This window comes from Rathayibacter sp. VKM Ac-2928, assembly GCF_022815545.1.
Classification (GTDB): domain Bacteria; phylum Actinomycetota; class Actinomycetes; order Actinomycetales; family Microbacteriaceae; genus Rathayibacter; species Rathayibacter festucae.
The window spans coordinates 129,413-146,639 of record NZ_JALGRU010000001.1 but is presented as its reverse complement, the minus strand read 5'-3'; the positions used below and the strand labels follow the sequence as shown (position 1 = coordinate 146,639).

Here is a 17,227-nt window from a genome sequence, read left to right as displayed (position 1 = left end):
GTCTAAGCTATCCGGAACGCCGGGACCGGTCAAGGACGGGTCGCCCGGCGCCGGCCCTCCGGGTCGGGGACGAGGAGCACCGTGGAGTCGAGCAAGGCCGTGGAGTCGAAGAGCGGCGGATCGCCGACGTCGCGCCCGACCCTCGCGCGGGTCGCGAGCCGGGCGGGCGTGTCGCCGTCGACGGCGTCGCTCGTGTTCAGCGGCTCCGGACCGGTCGCGGCGTCGACCCGCGAGCGGGTGCTGCAGGCCGCCGCCGAGCTCGACTACGCCGGACCGGATCCGCGGGCGCAGTCGCTCCGGCGTGGGCGCTCGGGGATCGTCGGGGTCGTCGTCGACGAGCGCGTGCTGCACGCCTTCCGCGACCCGATCAAGATCGCGATGCTCGACGGCATCGCCGACGTGCTCGGCGGGGCCGGCGCGGGCATCCTGCTGCTCACCGAGACCGAGGGCGGCTCGGGGCTGCTGGCGACGGCGCCGGTGGACGCGATGATCCTGGTCGGCTGCAGTCCCTCCGTCGACGACTCCGTGGCGGTGCTGCGGCGCCGCGGCGTGCCGGTCGTGGTGGTCGAGGGGGTCTCCGACCTCGGCGCTGCGGTCGTCTCCCTCGACAACCGGGAGGCGACCCGGACGCTGGCCGAGCATCTGCGGGACCTCGGGCACGAGCGCGTCGCCGTCGTCTCGCTGCCCTTCGCGAAGGACCGCCGCCGCGGCCCGATCCCGGCGGACTGGCGCTCGAGTCCGAGCATCACGGCGGTCGAGCGACTGCTGGGGGCGCAGGACGTGTTCGGCGACCTGGAGGTCGTGGCGGCGGGGGCGAGCACGGTCGACGAGGGGGTCGCCGCCGGGCGGGTGCTGCTCGATGCCGCCCAGCCGCCGACGGCCGTGATCGCGCAGAGCGATCTGCTGGCGGCCGGGGTCGTCCTCGCGGCCGAGCAGCTCGGGCTGCGGGTACCGGCCGAGGTGTCGGTGGTCGGCTTCGACGGAGTGCAGGTGCCGGGGCTCGCGGCCGAGTACGACCTGACGACGATGGTGCAGCCCGCGGTCGAGAAGGGCCGGGCCGCGGCCCGCGCCGTCCTCGCGCTGATCGCCGGCGACGAGGCCGAGCCGGTGCGCTTCACCTCCGTCTTCCATCTCGGCACCACGAGCGCGCCGCCGCGCTGACTCCCTCCGCGAGATGCCACTTGTGAGCGGATTCTGCGGCGTGTCGGGCTCATAAGTGGCATCTCGCGGGAGGGGGTGGACGCGGGGGTCACCCGGAGTTGTGCACAGGGTTGTCCACAGGGTGTTCGAAACTTTCTTCGAGGGTCAGCGGAGCCAGACGTCGCCGCGGAAGCGGAGGCCGAGGGTGAGCGCGCGGGCGCCGAGGAAGCCCGCGGCGTAGGCGATCCAGAGGGCCAGGAGGCGCCAGTCCTCGGGCGCGAGGGGCGCGAGGAGGGCCAGCGGGGCGAGGACGGCGAGGTTCACGAGGCCGCTCAGGGCGAGGTAGCGGCCGTCGCCGGCGCCGATCAGCACGCCGTCCAGGACGAACACGAAGCCGCCGAGCGGAGCCGTCAGGCCGACCACGACGAGGGCGGCGGGGAGCAGGCGGAGCACGTCGGGGTCGCTCGAGAAGACGAACGGGAGCACTCCGCTGGTCGCGAAGATGACCGCTCCGAGGGCGACTCCGGCGCCGATTCCCCAGGTCACACAGCGTTTCGCGACCGCTCGGGCGCGCGCCGGGTCGCCCTCGCCGAGGAGGCGGCCGAGCAGCGCCTGCGCCGCGATCGCGACGGCGTCGAGGGCGAAGGCCACCGTGGAGAACAGCGTCATCGCGACCTGGAACGCGCCGAGCTCCTCCGCGCCGAGCGAGCCGGCGACCGCGACCGCGAGCAGGATGGCGGCGCGCAGCGAGGCGGTGCGCAGCAGCAGCCAGCCGCCCGAGCCGGCGGAGGCGCGCAGCCCGGCCGGGTGCGGGCGCAGCGGCGCTCCGACGCGGCTGGCGAGCCGCAGGGCGATCACCGCGTAGGCGCCGAACATGCCCCACTGGGCGATCACCGTCCCCAGGGCGGACCCGGTTATCCCCAGGCCGGCGGGGTAGATCAGCACGGCGTTCAGGGCCGCGTTCACCACGAATCCGCCGCCCGCGATGATCAGCGGAGTGCGGGTGTCCTGGAAGCCGCGGAGCAGGCCGGTCAGGGCGAAGACGCCGAGCATCGCGGGGATGCCGGCCATGCTCACCGAGAGGTAGCGGACGCCCGCGTCGGCGACGGCGGGCTCCGCGCCGAAGAGGCCGATCAGGGCGGGGGCGGCGATGGCTCCGGCGACCGCGATGACCGCGCCGAGGGCGAGCGCGAGCCAGCCGCCGTCGATGCCGGCCGCGACGGCACGGCGCTCGTCGCCCTCGCCGAGCGCGCGGCCGACCCGGGGAGTGGTGCTGTAGGCGAGGAACACCATCAGGCCGACGATCGTCTGCAGCACCGCTCCGCCGAGGGCGAGGCCGGCGAGCGGCACGGCGCCGAGGTGGCCGACGAGGGCGGAGTCGGTGAGCAGGAACAGCGGCTCGGCGATCAGCGCCCCGAGCGCAGGCACGGCGAGCCGCAGGATGCTGCGGTCGAGGGTGCGGCGGTCGGTGGTGGTCACCGCTCGACGGTAGCGGGGCGGGCGGGATGCGCGGGCGGTGTGGGCGGGCGGTAGCTACGGTGGAGGCACCCCCGGACGGAACGAGCACCATGGCATCCCGCACTCCCCGCCTCGGCCTCGGCCTGGCCGCCGTCGGGCGACCGGCCTACATCACCGCGGGGCGCGACGGCGATCTCGGGCCGCCGGAGGGGCGCAGCGTCGACGCCCTCCGCGCGCGGTCGCACGAGCTGCTCGACACCGCGTGGGGTCTCGGCGTCCGCTTCTTCGATGTCGCTCGGTCGTACGGGCGCGCGGAGGAGTTCCTCGGCGCGTGGCTGGCGGAGCATCCGGAGCGGCGCGCCGAGCTGACGGTCGAGTCGAAGTGGGGCTACGAGTACGTCGGCGGCTGGGCGATGGACGCTGAGGTGCACGAGCGCAAGGAGCACTCGGTCGCGATGCTCGAGCGCCAGTGGTCGGCGACCCTCGCGGCGCTGGGGAGCGCGCCGGACCGCTACCTCGTGCACTCGATCACGCCGGAGAGCCCGGCGCTCGTGGACCGGGCGCTGCTCGACCGGCTGCGCGGGCTCGCCGGGTCGGGCGTCGCGGTCGGGCTGTCGACGAGCGGGCCGGAGCAGGCGCGGACGATCCGGCTCGCCCTGGCGATCCCGGACTCGCCGTTCAGCACGGTTCAGACGACCTGGAACCTGCTCGAGCGCTCGGCCGGGGCGGCGCTCGCCGAGGCGCACGACGCGGGGTGGACCGTGGTGGTGAAGGAGGCGCTCGCGAACGGGCGGCTGGTCGGCGACCGGGCGCCGGAGGTGCTGCGGGGGCTGCAGGGGGTTCCCGAGGAGCTCGCGCTCGGTGCGGCGCTCGGGCAGTCGTGGGCCGACGCGGTGCTCAGCGGGGCGGCGACTCCGGAGCAGCTGCGGGAGAACGTGCGCGCGCGGGCCGGCGCGCTGCCGGAGGGGCTGCCGGCGCAGGATCCGGGGGAGTACTGGGCCGAGCGGTCGGCGCTGGCCTGGCGCTGACGCGCGGGGCGGGTGCGCGGCTCGGGTGACCTCGGGCTCGCGGAATCGGGGTTCGGCTCGTGGGATCGGGCGGTTCCGGCGTGCCGGAGGTGGTGCCGGGGGTCGGCGGTCGGGAGAGGGGCGAGCGGGTCAGCGCGGGGAGACGGCCGCCAGCCACTGTGCGACGAGGGGGGTGAGCCAGGACGGGTCCTCGCCGGGGGCGAGTGCCAGGACGGCGCGGTTGGGGGCGCGCCAGTCGAGGCGGCCGTCCGGGTCGGACAGCGCGTCGGCGAGGCGGCGGTCCGGGAGGGGCGCGGTGCCGCGGTGCAGGATCACCTCGACGCGGTCGCCGGGGCGGAGGCGGAGGGTCACCAGGTGGGCGCCGATCGCGTAGCTCGGGGCGTTCCACTTCACCGACTCGACCAGGCGCTCGTCGGCGGCGAGGACCGCCTCGCGCGTGCGCTCGATCTGCTCGCGGCGCGGGTGGTGCATCGCGTCGACGTGCGCGGTGGTGGAGGCGTCGAGTCGGGGCATGGGGACACGGTGGCAGAGGTTCGGGGGTGGGTGGGTCTCGATACGCCCCTTCGGGGCTACTCGACCAGCATGGAGCGCGGCCGCCCACGGCTCGGGCGGGGCGCCTGCATGCTGATCGAGTAGCCGCCCTGCGGGCGTATCGAGATCCACCAGCGTCGGCGGACGGGTCTGCAGACTCAGTTCTGCTCAGGCGGGTGGGTCTCGATACGCCCCTGCGGGGCTGCTCGACCGGCATGCCGAGCATCCCGTGCGGCGGGTCCGCTCGATCGGCGGCTACGTGGTCTTCACCGCGTTGTCGCCGTGGTTGCCGATGACCTCGTAGGCGGTGCTGCCGACGGCGCGGACGGGCTTGGCGTTGACGTGGCCGGTCGCCCACTGGTTGCCGAGGACGGAGACGGCGCGGGCGTTGAGGGCCTCGACGCAGTGGGTCCAGCCGGAGCCGGCGTCCTCGCAGGCGAAGATGTTGCCGGTGATGCTGAAGCCGACGGTGCGGGCGGTCGGCGAGACGCCGAGGATGGCGATGGCGGGGTAGGTGTTCGCGGCGGCCTTGCCCCCGTTGCTGATCGCGTTGCCGACGATCTGGATCTGCGCGAGGTCCTCGGTCAGCCACGGCGGCATCGTGTAGACGAGGGACTGCCGGCGCGCCCCCTCCATGATGTTGTTCGCGATGGTGATGCGGCGGTTGCCGCGGAGCTCGATGTTGATCTGCGGCGAGCCGTCGAGGTGATTGCCGAGGATCCGGATCGGGCCGCCCTCGATCGAGAGGTCGGCGTAGCTCGCGCCGATGTTGTTCTCCACGATCCAGGAGTCGATCATCCGGTAGCCGGTCCAGATGCCGGTGCCGGTGCACTGGTCGATGCTGCAGCGCTGGATGCGGTTGAGCAGGCCGAGGTCGCCGAAGGTGCCGTCGTTCAGGCGCATGCCGTAGTCGGTCCAGCCGTAGAGCTGCAGCGAGTCGAGCACCGTCTTGTCCAGGTGCGCGGAGACGCAGGGCGAGCCGAGGCCGTTCGCGTCGAGGATCAGGTTGTCGAAGCGGCAGGCGGAGAAGGCGCCGGTGACGACGGGGGCGTTCGTCAGCGAGCGGATCCGGGTGGACAGCTCGCCCGCGCCGCGGAAGGCGATGCTCGCCAGGCCCTCGGCGCGGCCGATCGATCCGGCGATGCGGTAGATGCCGCGCGGGAAGTAGACCGTTCCGCCGTAGCTGGCGACGGCCGCGTCGATCGCGGCGTCGATGGCGGGGAGGTCGTCGGTGCTGCCGTCGCCCGTCGCGCCGTAGTCCTGGACGTTGTAGACGAGCTCGCCCTTCGCGACGGGGCGCTCGCCGGAGACGGTGCGCACCGCCTCGGGCAGCTGCGCGACGGGGACGGTGGCGGTGGAGTCGAGGCCGGCGACTCCGCCCGGGGAGGCGATCTCGGAGTGCAGGACGGGGTCGGAGGGGGCGGTGCCGGCCGCGGCGGCGCCCAGGGGGGAGGCGAGGAGACTGCGACGGGTGAGGTCGGCGGTCAGTGCGGTGAGAGGGGGCATCCGCTCACAGTCGACGGGTCGAGGAGGCGGTGCCGACCTCCGAAGTGGGGCGTTGGGGCCGCAGGGATCGTCGACAGTCCGGCGGAGGCGGCGCGGAACGACCCACGGCCTAGCATGCCACCATGCCCCGTACGCGCGAGCTGAGCCTCCTGGATCTGGCGATCGCGGGCGTGCTGAGCCTCTTCGCGCTCGTGCTCATCGCCCGTGCGACGGCCCTGCTCATCATCACGCCGCCGGTCAGCTGGGCGTTCGTCGCCGCGTTCGGCGTGGCCGTCGCGCTCACCGCGGCCTTCCGGATCGCCCTCGGCCGCCGCTCGGGCATGCCGGTCGCGGGCCTGACGGTCACGCTCCTCGTGATCATGCAGCCGGAGGCCGACCCGTTCCGCCTGCTCGGCGTCTGGACGGCGGCGAGCCTGGTCACCCAGCTGCTGCAGACCCGGAACCTCGCGGTCGCGGGCTACGTCACGGGACTGGGGTCCCTCGCCGCGCTCCTCTACGTCATCGTCTTCCAGGCGGGGAGGGCTGTGCTGACGCCGCCGATCGCGCTGCTCGCGGCGAGCGCGCTCTTCCTCGCCGTCATCCTGCTCGTCGACCTCCTCCGCCAGCGCGGCCGCTGGGGGATGCAGTGGGAGCGGGGCTTCGGCGCCCTGTCGCCCAAGCGGGTCGGCTTCTACCTCCTCCTGGTCTGGCTGCTGAGCACGGCCGTCTGGTTCCTCGACGCCGTGGTCGTGCCGGCGATGGCCGGGGACCCCGCCATCGAGCAGAGCCCGATGGTCGTCCTGGTGGTCGGCGCGCTGGTCTTCGGCGTGGCGAAGCGGATCGAGGTGCGCGGCGTGCGGCGTCGGCTCGCCGGCGTGCTCGACGCGGCACTCGCGCTGCCCTGGGGGACGGTGGAGCAGGCGGAGCGCAAGATCGTCCGCCACGCGCTGACCTCGATCGAGGCGGACGCGATCGAGGTGCGCGACGAGCCCGCCTCCGGGCGGGAGATCGCCTCCGCCATGCTCCTGCCCGACGGCCGGACCCGGTACGTCGTCGCATCGAAGCGGGTGAGCGCGATCCCCTTCAACGACGACGACGAGCAGATCCTCGACGCCCTCGCGCACATGGGCGCGGACACGCTGAGCACCCGCTACGACGTCGAGTCGCTGCGGCGCTCCGTGGACCACGACGCGCTGACCGGGCTGCCGAACCAGCGGGTGTTCCAGTCGGCGCTCGCCGCCGCCAACCGCGACCGGCGGCCGTTCGAGGGCATCGCGGTGCTCTTCCTCGATCTGGACGACTTCAAGGACCTCAACGACGGCCGCGGGCATCACGTCGGCGACAAGATGCTGCGCCTGGTCGGGGAGCGACTCGCGGAGGTGGCCGACGAGGGCGGAGTCGCCGCGCGGGTCGGCGGCGACGAGTTCGCGCTGGTCCTGCGCGGACTCGACTCGGCCGAGGACGCGCGGCGGCGGGTGCAGGCCCTGGTCGAGCGGGTGAGCGAGCCGGCGACCGTCGACGGCGACACCCTCGCCCCGGTCGTGACCGTCGGCGTCGCGTTCTCGGCGCACGAGGAGACGGACCCGACGACCATCGTGATCGAGGCCGACCGCAGCATGCTCGCGCTCAAGCGCGGGCGGGGCCGCAGCGGCCGAGGGCGCTCGAGCAGCCTCGACGTCACCTCGGTGCTGACCGACCCGGTGCGCGAGGTGGCGTCGCGCGCCCTCCGCGACCGCACCCTCGACCTCGCCTTCCAGCCCGTCGTCGATCTCGGCACCGACCGGATCTGGGCCTACGAGGCGCTCGTGCGGCTGGAGGACCCGGTGCTCGGGCGGATCGACCCGTCCCTGCTGATCCGGACGGTGCGGCACGCCGGCCTGCTCGACGAGCTGACCGTCCAGGTGGTGGAGAAGGCGATGTCCGCCGCCGCCTGCTTCCGCGACTCCGGCGCCGGGGTGGAGTGCATGAGCGTCAACGCGGACCTGGAGCAGCTCGCCGCCGAGCGGCTCGGCCCGTACTTCGCGGCCGTGCCCGAGCGGTTCCCGGGCCTGCGGTTCTGCCTCGAGCTCAGCGAGGGGTCGCTCGCGGCGGCGACGGACGAGCTGCGCGCGCAGGCCCAGCTCCTGCGCGACGCGGGCGTGCTGCTGGCGCTGGACGACTTCGGCACGGAGGGCTCCTCGGCACTCGCCGTGGCGACGTTCCCCCTCGACGTGGTGAAGCTCGACCGCGCCCTGATCGCCGATCTGACGACCGAGCTGCGGCAGCGCGAGATCGTCCGGGCGATGCAGTCGTTCGCGGTCGCGGTCGGGGTGCGGATGATCGTCGAGGGGGCGGAGGACGAGGAGACGGTCGCGGTGCTGCGCGAGCTCGGAGTGACCGATGTGCAGGGGTTCGTCTACGGCCGGCCTGACACTCGGACGGGGGCGGAGCAGCGGTTGCTCACCACCGGATCGGCTGTCGGCGACTGCCTAGACTGACGCCAGAACGGGGCGTCCTCTCCCGCACTTCCGCGGTCTCCCGCCGCTCCTCGTGCACGACCGTTCCACTCTCCATCCTCGAGCGCCGGACCTCCCGGGCTCCCGTATGCCGATCGGAACCCCGCCCCATGGCTCCTTCGCTCCTGCCTCGACGCGCCCTCGTCCCGGCCTTCGTCCCGGTCCTCTGCCTCGGTCTCGTCCTCGGCGCCGCGACCTCCGCGTCCGCCGCCGACCTCGTCGATCCGGTCACCGGCGGCGTCGTCCAGGGGCTCGAGAGCGACGCCGTCGTCTCGGTCGCGGCCGGCTCCGCGCCGCAGTTCGTCACCGTCCCGGTCGCCGACGGGGTCGTGCCGACCCGCGTGATCGCGTCGCTCGCACCGCTCGAGCCGCTCACCGGCACGCTCTCGGTCATCGTGTCGGGCCGGGTCGTGCAGACGCTCGACGCCGCCACCGCGACCGCGATCGACGCGCCGGTCCAGGCCTCCGACGTCGTGGACGGCGTGCTCGCCGTCGGCGTCCAGCTCGGCGGCTCGGGCGACTCGGCCGGCGCGCTCTGCGAGGTCGGGAGCGAGGTGCTGAGCGTCTCCGGCCTGGGCGTCGTCGTCGACGGCACCCCGACCGCGCCGACCACCGTCGGCGACTTCTTCCCGGACGCGGTCACCGGCGTCTCGATCGTCGTGCCCGACGGCGCCGACGACGCCCTGCGCGCCGCGGGCCTCTCAGCCGCTGCCTCGCTGGCCTCGCGCTACTCCTCCGGAACCGCGATCACCGTGTCGGAGGAGAGCGCGACCGAGGGCCGCCCGGCGCTCGACGCCGCGCAGGGCCGCATCGTGCGCTTCGCGGCGGGGGACGGCGACGTCGTCAGCGCGATCGGCGACGCCGGCGGGGTGCCCGAGCTCACCCTCACCGGGGCGGAGGCGGACCTTGCCGCGGCCGGCGCGGCGCTCGGCAGCGAGTACGCCGGACTCGCCTCGAGCGCGACCACCACCGGTCTCGCGCAGAAGGTCGTCCCCTCGAGCTCGCTCGACCACACGCTGGCCGACTTCGGCACCGAGCGCATCGCCCTCGGCAGCACCGGGGCGTCGACGAGCTACACGACCATCACGCAGTCCGCGTTCGGCGGACCCGTCTCGAGCGTCGAGGTGGACCTGGTCGGCACGCACTCCGCCGTCCCCGAGGGGATCACCGCGACCGCCAACGTCTACTGGAACGACTTCCTGATCGGCTCGACGGTGCTGGGTCAGGACACCGACGTCGCGATGACGCTGCCGGTGCCGACCGGGCAGCTCAGCGCGTCCAACGGCCTGTCGGTGACGCTCTCGGCCGTGCGCGAGAGCGACGGCGCCTGCATCGGCTCGGCCGACTCCGTGCCGATCGAGTTCTTCGTCGACGGCGCGGGCTCGAGTGTCACCGGCGTCCGGGGCGAGTCCGCGGCCCCCGGCTTCGGCCGCTTCCCGCAGGCGTTCGGCGGTGAGCTCGCCGTCGCGTTCGGCGGCTCCGCGAGCGGCGCCGACGCGCTGCGCAGCGCCGGCGACCTGGTCACCGCGCTGCAGCGGGTCGACGCCGACCCCCTCGCCGTCTCGGTCGTCGGCGTCGACGACTTCCTCGACTCGGATCGCTCCGGGGTCGTCGTCGGCGCGGGGACCGACGAGGCCGAGGCGCTGAGGACGCCGCTGCGCCTCGCCTCCTTCACCGCGATCGACGCCTCGCGCCTCAGCTACGGCGTCGGCACCGAGGCGCCGTACGCGGCCCTCGAGGCCTTCACCACGGACGGCCGCGAGATCGTGCTGCTGGGCGGCTGGAGCGCCGACGGCGACGCGACGGCGTCCTCCGGGCTGCAGTCCTCGATCGCCGGCTGGGCGGCGGAGGAGGGCTGGACCTCGCTGTCCGGGAACCTCGCCGTCTCCGGCTCGGCCGAGGCCGATCCGGTCCTGATCGACAGCAACGAGATCACCCCGCAGGACGAGGTGAAGGACGACTACTCCTCCTACGCGATCTGGTTCGTGATCGCGGTCGTGGTGATCGGCCTGCTGATCCTCCTCGGCTGGCTGGCGCGCCGCCGCCGGTCGCGGAAGGTCGCCGCCTACGTCGACGCGCAGGAGCGGGCGGCCGGCGAGCCCGCGGCCGTCGACCCCGACTCCGCCGCCACACCCGCCTCCGCGCCTGCCGCGGAGGGCGACCACCCCGCCGCGCGCCACTCCTCGACCGACTGACGAGCGGATGACCAGCACGATCGCCGCCCCGTCGCCGGTGGCCGGCGCGCCCGCCCGCCTCCCCTGGTGGCGGGAGGCGTGGGAGCGCCTCGGCCGGCCGGTCACCGGGCGGCAGGTGCCCGGCACGGTCGTGATCCTGGTGGTCTCGCTGCTGGTCGGCTTCGCGGCCTGCCTGGTGACCACCTCCTCCGGGATCAACCTCGCCTACGCCGACACCCAGAGCCACCTCTCGATCTCGCGGCGCATCTTCGACTCGAAGGCGCCCGGCTTCACCCAGCTCGGCACGGTCTGGCTGCCGGTGCCGAGCCTGATCCTGATCCCGTTCGTGCAGTCGCTCTGGCTCTGGCACACGGGCTGGGCCGCCGGGCTGCTCGGGATGATCTGCCTGGCCGGCACGGCCTGCGGCGTCTACCGGATCTCGGCGCGGGTGGGCCACCTGCGCGCCGGCCGGCTCACCGCGGTGCTGCTGGTGCTGGCGAATCCCGGCGTGCTCTACGCCTTCTCGACGGCGATGACGGAGCCGGTGCTGATCGTCACGATGGTCGGCTGCTTCTCCGGGCTGGCGCACTGGGTCACCAGCCGGCGCAACCTCAGCGCCGGCGAGATGATGGTCTTCTCCGGCCTGCCTGCGGCGGCCGCGACGCTCTCGCGCTACGAGGGCTGGGTGCTCGTGTTCGGCGGCACCTTCGTGGTGCTGATCGTCGCCTGGCGGAAGAAGCGCTCCTTCTTCTACGCGATCAAAATGGCGAGCGCGTTCGGGATCCTGCCGCTGATCGCGATCGTCTGGTGGCTGGTCTACAACTTCGCGGTCTACAGCAACCCGCTCGAGTTCATGAACGGCCAGTACTCGGCCGCGAACCTGCAGAAGGCGGTCGCCGACGCGGGGCTGCTCGCCTACCAGGGCAACGCGGGGCTCACGCTCTGGTCGTACAACTGGGCGGTGCTCGAGACCTCGGGCCTGCTGACGGTCGCGCTCGGCCTGGCCGGCGCGCTGGTGCTGGCCTGGCGGCGCGGGATCTCGGACGACGCGCTCGTGATCTGGCTGATGATCGTCTCCTACGCCTTCTCGCTGCTGAGCCTCTACCTCGGCCAGACGCACATGAACAACGACCAGACCCTGCCGACGAACTGGTGGAACAACCGCTACGCGCTGTCGGTGCTGCCGTTCCTCGCGGTGCTCGGTGCCGTGCTGGTCGACGCGCTGCGGCGGGTTCCCCGGATCGGCGCGGGCGCGCTCGGCCTCGTGCTGGTGCTGCTCGGCGCGCAGACGGCCTGGTGGGTGCAGGACCTGGACCGCAACGCGGTCATCGCGGAGGCGACCGGCTACGTCTCGATCAAGGAGGCGTCGGGCGCGACCGCTGCGGCCCGGTTCCTGAGCGAGAACTACGACGGCGGCGGCATCCTGATCGACGAGAGCGCGGCCGGCAACGCGCTGCTGCCCGAGATCGGCGTGCCGCTCGCCGAGTACTACAACCGCTCGGCCGGCGAGCTGTTCGACGAGGCGCTCGCCGCCCCGTACACGCACGCGAAGTGGGTCTTCGTGACCACCGCGGACGCCCCCGAGCTGAGCGAGACCGGCGTCGCCGACCTCGTCTACGACGCGATCACCCGCGACTCCTCCTTCGACACCCGCTACCGGCCGGTGTTCGCGCAGGGGATCTACGTCATCTACGAGCGGCTCGGAGGCTGACCATGGCGACGACGACGCCCCGGGTGGGCGAGATCCTGCTCTCCCGCGGACTGATCACGGCCGAGCAGCTCGACGAGGCTCTGCGCCGCCAGGAGCGCGAGGGCGGTCTGCTCGGACGGCACCTCGTCATCGACGGCGCCGTCACCCGGCGCGAGATGTACGGCGCGCTCGCGGAGCAGTGGGACGCGCCGATGCTCGACCTGGTCGAGGAGCCGCCGGGAGCCGCGCTGCTGGCCCGCATCGGCGCCTCCACCCTGGTCGGCGCGGGCTGGGTGCCCTGGCGGGTGCTGCCCGACGGGACCGGCGTCATCGCGACCTCCGTCCCGCCGACCGAGGCGATGCTCGCCGAGGCGCGGGAGATGCTCGAGGTCGACGTGGTCACCGTGCGCACCACGACCGACTGGGACATCTTCCAGGCGGTCGAGAGCGCCTGCCGCGCCGCGCTGCTCTTCGGCGCGGCCGACTCGCTCGCGGTGCAGAGCGGTGACGAGTCGGCCAAGTCGGGGCTGCGCCGCTGGCAGGTGATCACTCCGCTCGTCGTCGCCGCGATCGTGATCGTCGGAGCGGTGCTGGCGCCGAGTCTCACCTTCGTGATCGTGCTCGCCTCGGCGAACCTGCTCTTCCTGATGAACATCGCCTTCAAGGCGCTGGCCGGCCTGCGCGCGCCGCTCAACCAGAGCTCGGTGAAGGCGTGGGAGGAGGAGGTGGCGCTCGAGCGCGGCCGCCGCGGGCTGGACGTCTCGCCGCCGCGGATGACGGACGACGAGCTGCCGATCTACACGATCCTGATCCCCGCTTATAAAGAGGCCAACATCATCAGCAAGCTGCTGGTGAACATCGGCGCCCTCGACTACCCGAAGGCCAAGCTCGAGGTGCTCGTGCTGCTCGAGGCCGACGACGACGAGACGATCTCGGCGGTGCGCCGGATGAGCCCGCCGGAGTACGTGCGGATGGTGATCGTGCCCCCGGGCGGCCCGCAGACCAAGCCGCGCGCCTGCAACTACGGGCTCAGCTTCGCCCGCGGCGAGTTCGTGGTGATCTACGACGCCGAGGACCGGCCCGACCCCGACCAGCTGCGCAAGTGCGTGCGGCTGTTCCGCGAGGACGCGTTCGAGCGCGAGCACGTGGATCCGGAGCAGAAGCAGCTCGTCTGCCTGCAGGGGGCGCTGAGCTACTTCAACGCCGACTACAACGTGCTCACCCGGATGTTCGCGGTCGAGTACGCGCACTGGTTCGGCGCGATGCTGCCGGGCCTGGACCAGTCGCACCTGCCGATCCCGCTCGGCGGCACCTCGAACCACTTCGAGACGCGCGTGCTGCGCGAGCTCGGCGCCTGGGACCCGTACAACGTGACGGAGGACGCCGACCTCGGCCTGCGCGTGGCCGCGCACGGCTACCGCGTGGGCGTCGTCGACTCCAACACCTGGGAGGAGGCGTGCGCCGAGGTCCCCGCGTGGATCAAGCAGCGCACCCGCTGGATCAAGGGCTACATGATGACCGCTGGCGTGAACACGCGGCACCCGATCCGCTGGTTCAAGGTGAACGGGGTGCTCGGCTCGCTGAGCCTGGTGGCGCTGATCATGGGGACGCCGGTCGCCTTCCTGCTCTACCCGCTGGTGCTCGGCTTCACCGTGATCACCTACATCGGCGTGCAGTTCCTGGGGCTCGATCTGCCGGAGTGGCTGATCGTCGCGGGGACGACCAACATGCTCTTCTCGAACACGCTGATGATCGTCGTCTCGGGGATCGCGGCGTGGAAGCGCTACAACTGGCGGGTCGCGGCGTTCGCGATCCTGAACCCCGTCTACTGGGTGCTGCACTCCATCTCGGCCTGGCGCGCGGCCTGGCAGATCGTCTTCAGCCCGCACAAGTGGGAGAAGACCCCCCACGGCCTGACGGAGGACTACGAGGACTCCACGATCGGCGCGCCGGCGTAGGGGCTGGTGAGGCCGCCCTTTGCATGCTGGTCGAGTAGCCCCGCAGGGGCGTATCGAGACCCGCCGTCACCAGCCGGCGGGTCTGCAGACTCGCCTTCGGGCGACGGTGGATCTCGATACGCCCGCTGCGCGGGCTACTCGATCAGCATGCAGGGGGCCGGACGCGTCAGAGCGGCGGCGCCGCCAGCAGCACGGCGCCGGCGGCGGCGCTGAGGGCCGCGACGAGGCACCAGCGGTCGGCGCGGACGCGGCAGCCGCCCGCGCGGGCGAGCGCGGCGAGGCCGGCGGCGAGCACCGCGTCGCCGATCTGCACCGTCGCCGACGTCCGCATCAGCGACCACGCCTCGAACGGCGGCACGCGGCCCCCGCCGGGCAGGAACGGCAGCCCCGCGACGCTCGCCGACGCCAGCAGCAGCAGCGCCGACCCGACCGCGAGAGCCACCACGACGTGCCCGAGCACCTCGGCCGCGGCCCGCTGCCGAGCGCTGGGCGCGGCGATCTGCGGAAGGACGGCTGGGGCGCTCGCAGCACTGCGGAGGGGCATGCGCCGAGCGTAGAACGCGGCCGTCTGCGGCGAACCCCCTTGCAGATCCCCCTTCCGGAGGTGATTCCACGGGGAGACACGAGTCTCGATGCGGCCGCCCTGCGGGCTACCCGATCAGCATGTGCCGGTCGAGCAGCCGCGGAGGGCTATCGAGCGGAGGTACCGCCCGGATGGAGGACGATCCTCTGCGGCGGTGTCTTCGTACCCTGGCTCGGACGCGGATCGTACGACCCCGACGTGGCTCGTGCGGCGCCGACTGCAGCGCCTTGACTCTGCGAACGGTAGACGTTGCTGTCCGGGAAGCTCTGACTGCTCATGTGCGGGCGGAAGAGTGTGTCGGTGTCGTCGGAGACATCGCCTGCGTCACTCGATCCATCGGAACGAGTCTGCGTCAGCGTCGTTGCTCTGTCGGAGGCGAGAGTCAGGCCCTCGTGTGCGTCGGTGACCATGACGATTCTCATCAGACCAGTATGAACCCGCGGCGTGCGAGCAACACGAGGTCGTGGGCGATGGCGGTCCTGCTGCGGACGGGAATCCGCGTGTCGTCGTCCTACTCGTTCTCGACCTGATCGAGCACGAACGCGGTGAAACCGGGAACCGTGAACGACAGGTGTCCGTGCTTGTTGGCGTCGACGAGACCCTTGTCGAGCAGCCGCTGCCGGGTGACGGAGATCGATCGAGTGGTCGCTCCGAGGGTGTCTGCGAGCACGCCGCGTCGGACGTCCTCCCCGCCGAGCTGTGCGATGCCGACGAGCATCTCCCGCTGTTTCGCCGAAGCACTGCGCCAGCGTGAGCGGAAGAGGGTGAGCATCTCGGCGTCGACTCCGGGCAGGGCCGCGCGGACGTCGTCGAGGGTGATGACATCGGTGGGGCCGAGGCCGTCCGATTCGAGGCGCCTCTCCGCGGCCCGCCAGGCGAGGTCGCCGATGAGCTGGACCTTGTAGGGGTATCCAGCTGATTCCGTGACACCTCGATCGAGCGCGGCCCGCTCCCAGCGCACACCGACGTCGGTCGCCGTCGATTCCAGTGCTTCGCGGGCACCGGCCTCCGACAGACCGTGGAGCGGCTGGAAGCTGAAGCGCTCGCTGAAGGTGACGGCACGAGTGATCGTGCTCGGTGCGCCCGGGAGCCCGACCGCGAAGAGCGCGGTGCGCGGCTGGCCCTGGTCCGACACGTCGAGTGGGTTCATCTCCTGCCAGGCGTAGGCGATGGTGCGCAGGCTCGTGGCGTCCGCCTCCTGGATCTCGTCGATCAGAAGGACGAGGCCGGCGTCTCCGTCGCCGACGACCGCGTCGAGAGCTGCTCGGAGTGCGCGCTGGAACTCCTTGGCCGAGGCTGCTGCCCGCGCCTCGGGAGGTGCGACGGTCACCGTCGCGCTCGCGAGTCCGGGAGCGCCGAGCGACAGTGTCGCGGAGTCGATCGCGTCGCGGGCCGTCTGGCGAAGACGAGGCCCGGTGCCGACGGCGAGTCGGAGTTCGGCGAGGAGCGAGCGTACGAGGTCCTCGCCGGGGTCGGCGGTGATCAGGACGGTCCTGATGTCGTAGCCGCGGAAGATGCGCTGGGCCTCGCGGAGGAGAGAAGTCTTCCCGACGCCGCGGGGGCCGTGGTCGACGTGGACCCGCGGGACGAATCGTCCCTCGGACGCGATCCGCTGTGCGGCCTGCCGGAACTGTTGCAGCGTCTCGGTTCGGCCCGGCAGCTTCATGGGGACAGAACCCGGTGTGTAGGGACTCAGTGCCACGATCTCACCTCTCGCTCGATGTTATACATCGGGCCGAAGTATAACTTCGAGAGCAGGCGGTTGTGCGCGACGGGGCCGTCCGTACCTCTGGCTCCGGTGGATCTTGATACGCCGCGCTCCGCGGGCTGCTCGATCAGCATGAGGCGGCGTGCCGCTGACCATCCATGCTGGTCGAGTAGCCCCGCAGGGGCGTATCGAGACCCCGCCGCCGGGGTCCCGGCAGCCGTCCGCGTCAGATGTTCAGGCGGTTGAAGATCGGGGACGGCAGCAGGCGGATGACCGTCATGATGACGCGCCACTTGGCCGGGGCGTAGGCGACGGCGCGGCCGGAGGCCATCGCGGCGGCGACGTCCTTCGCGACGGAGTCGACCGGGGCCAGCGAGGCTCCGCTCTGCTTGAGCGAGGCGGTCATCGGGGTGTCGGTCGGGCCGGGCTTGATCAGCACGACGGACAGGCGCGAGCCGGCCAGGCGGTGCTGCAGGCCCTGGGCGAAGCGCTCGACGAGGCCCTTGGCGGAGCCGTAGACGTAGTTGGTCTTGCGGCCGCGGTCACCGGCGACGGAGCCGATCACGCCGATGCTGCCGGAGGTCAGCGCGTTCGCGTACGCCTCCATCCAGAGGGCCACCGAGACGCCGGTGACGACGAGCACGTCGCGGGCGACGGCGAGGTCGGCGGACGCCTCGTCCTGGGTCGTCATCGCGCCGTGGGCGATCAGCACGGTGTCGGGGGCGCCGCCCTCGAGCGAGGTCGCGACGACCGAGGAGATCGCGGCCGGGTCGGTGAGGTCGACGGCGGCCACCGACAGCGCGGCCGCGGGGAAGCGCACCCGCAGATCCGTCGCCAGCGCCTCCAGCCGGCCGGCGTCGCGGCCCACCAGCAGCGCCGAGCGCGCGCCCGTGCCCAGCCACAGCCGCAGCGTGTGCTCGGCGATGGCGGAGGTCGCTCCGACCACGACGATCTTGGAGGGGGTACCAGTGCTCACG

The 17,227-nt window shown here is 72.8% G+C and carries 12 protein-coding genes; 6 read left to right on the top strand and 6 right to left on the bottom strand.

The features are described 5' to 3' along the window. Positions 1–81: 81 nt before the first annotated feature. Positions 82–1,161, top strand: a complete 1,080-nt coding sequence (locus MT350_RS00655) for a LacI family DNA-binding transcriptional regulator (RefSeq protein WP_243599382.1) — start codon at positions 82–84, stop codon at positions 1,159–1,161. A gap of 144 nt (positions 1,162–1,305) precedes the next feature. Here MT350_RS00655 and MT350_RS00650 read toward each other — a convergent pair whose 3' ends face one another. Continuing rightward, positions 1,306–2,619: an MATE family efflux transporter gene (locus tag MT350_RS00650; protein WP_243599381.1), complete on the bottom strand. Its 1,314-nt coding sequence runs from the start codon at positions 2,617–2,619 to the stop codon at positions 1,306–1,308. 89 nt (positions 2,620–2,708) lie between these two features. Here MT350_RS00650 and MT350_RS00645 point away from each other — a divergent pair, with 89 nt between their 5' ends. After that, complete coding sequence (locus MT350_RS00645; RefSeq protein ID WP_243599380.1) at positions 2,709–3,626, top strand: aldo/keto reductase; 918 nt, start codon at positions 2,709–2,711, stop codon at positions 3,624–3,626. A gap of 129 nt (positions 3,627–3,755) precedes the next feature. Here MT350_RS00645 and MT350_RS00640 read toward each other — a convergent pair whose 3' ends face one another. Both MT350_RS00640 and MT350_RS00635 read right to left on the bottom strand, forming a co-directional pair. Next, positions 3,756–4,139 (bottom strand): DUF1801 domain-containing protein, encoded by a 384-nt coding sequence (locus MT350_RS00640; protein ID WP_243615232.1) that lies wholly within the window; start codon positions 4,137–4,139, stop codon positions 3,756–3,758. A gap of 273 nt (positions 4,140–4,412) precedes the next feature. Continuing rightward, complete coding sequence (locus MT350_RS00635; protein WP_123447204.1) at positions 4,413–5,663, bottom strand: glycosyl hydrolase family 28-related protein; 1,251 nt, start codon at positions 5,661–5,663, stop codon at positions 4,413–4,415. Between the two features lie 122 nt (positions 5,664–5,785). Between MT350_RS00635 and MT350_RS00630 the strand changes: the two genes are divergently transcribed. The 4 genes from MT350_RS00630 (at position 5,786) to MT350_RS00615 (ending at position 13,959) form a co-directional block, all read left to right on the top strand. Continuing rightward, positions 5,786–8,119 carry a bifunctional diguanylate cyclase/phosphodiesterase gene (locus MT350_RS00630; protein WP_243599378.1) on the top strand — a complete coding sequence of 778 codons (2,334 nt, stop codon included), beginning with the start codon at positions 5,786–5,788 and terminating at the stop codon, positions 8,117–8,119. Positions 8,120–8,247: 128 nt separating this feature from the next. After that, positions 8,248–10,332 carry a hypothetical protein gene (locus MT350_RS00625; RefSeq protein WP_243599377.1) on the top strand — a complete coding sequence of 695 codons (2,085 nt, stop codon included), beginning with the start codon at positions 8,248–8,250 and terminating at the stop codon, positions 10,330–10,332. 7 nt (positions 10,333–10,339) lie between these two features. Continuing rightward, positions 10,340–12,022 carry a glycosyltransferase family 39 protein gene (locus tag MT350_RS00620; protein ID WP_243599376.1) on the top strand — a complete coding sequence of 561 codons (1,683 nt, stop codon included), beginning with the start codon at positions 10,340–10,342 and terminating at the stop codon, positions 12,020–12,022. 2 nt (positions 12,023–12,024) lie between these two features. Next, on the top strand, positions 12,025–13,959 hold the full coding sequence (locus MT350_RS00615; RefSeq protein ID WP_123736192.1) for a glycosyltransferase: 1,935 nt from the start codon (positions 12,025–12,027) through the stop codon (positions 13,957–13,959). 166 nt (positions 13,960–14,125) lie between these two features. Here MT350_RS00615 and MT350_RS00610 read toward each other — a convergent pair whose 3' ends face one another. The 3 genes from MT350_RS00610 to MT350_RS00600 form a co-directional block, all read right to left on the bottom strand. Next, entirely contained in the window at positions 14,126–14,503 is a 378-nt protein-coding gene (locus MT350_RS00610) for a hypothetical protein (protein ID WP_243599375.1), read from the bottom strand. Positions 14,504–15,053: 550 nt separating this feature from the next. After that, the gene (locus tag MT350_RS00605) at positions 15,054–16,208 is read right to left on the bottom strand and encodes an ATP-binding protein (protein WP_243599374.1); all 1,155 of its coding nucleotides are present in this window, start codon (positions 16,206–16,208) and stop codon (positions 15,054–15,056) included. A gap of 268 nt (positions 16,209–16,476) precedes the next feature. Then, positions 16,477–17,226 carry an SDR family NAD(P)-dependent oxidoreductase gene (locus MT350_RS00600; protein ID WP_123706073.1) on the bottom strand — a complete coding sequence of 250 codons (750 nt, stop codon included), beginning with the start codon at positions 17,224–17,226 and terminating at the stop codon, positions 16,477–16,479. Position 17,227: the final 1 nt, after the last annotated feature.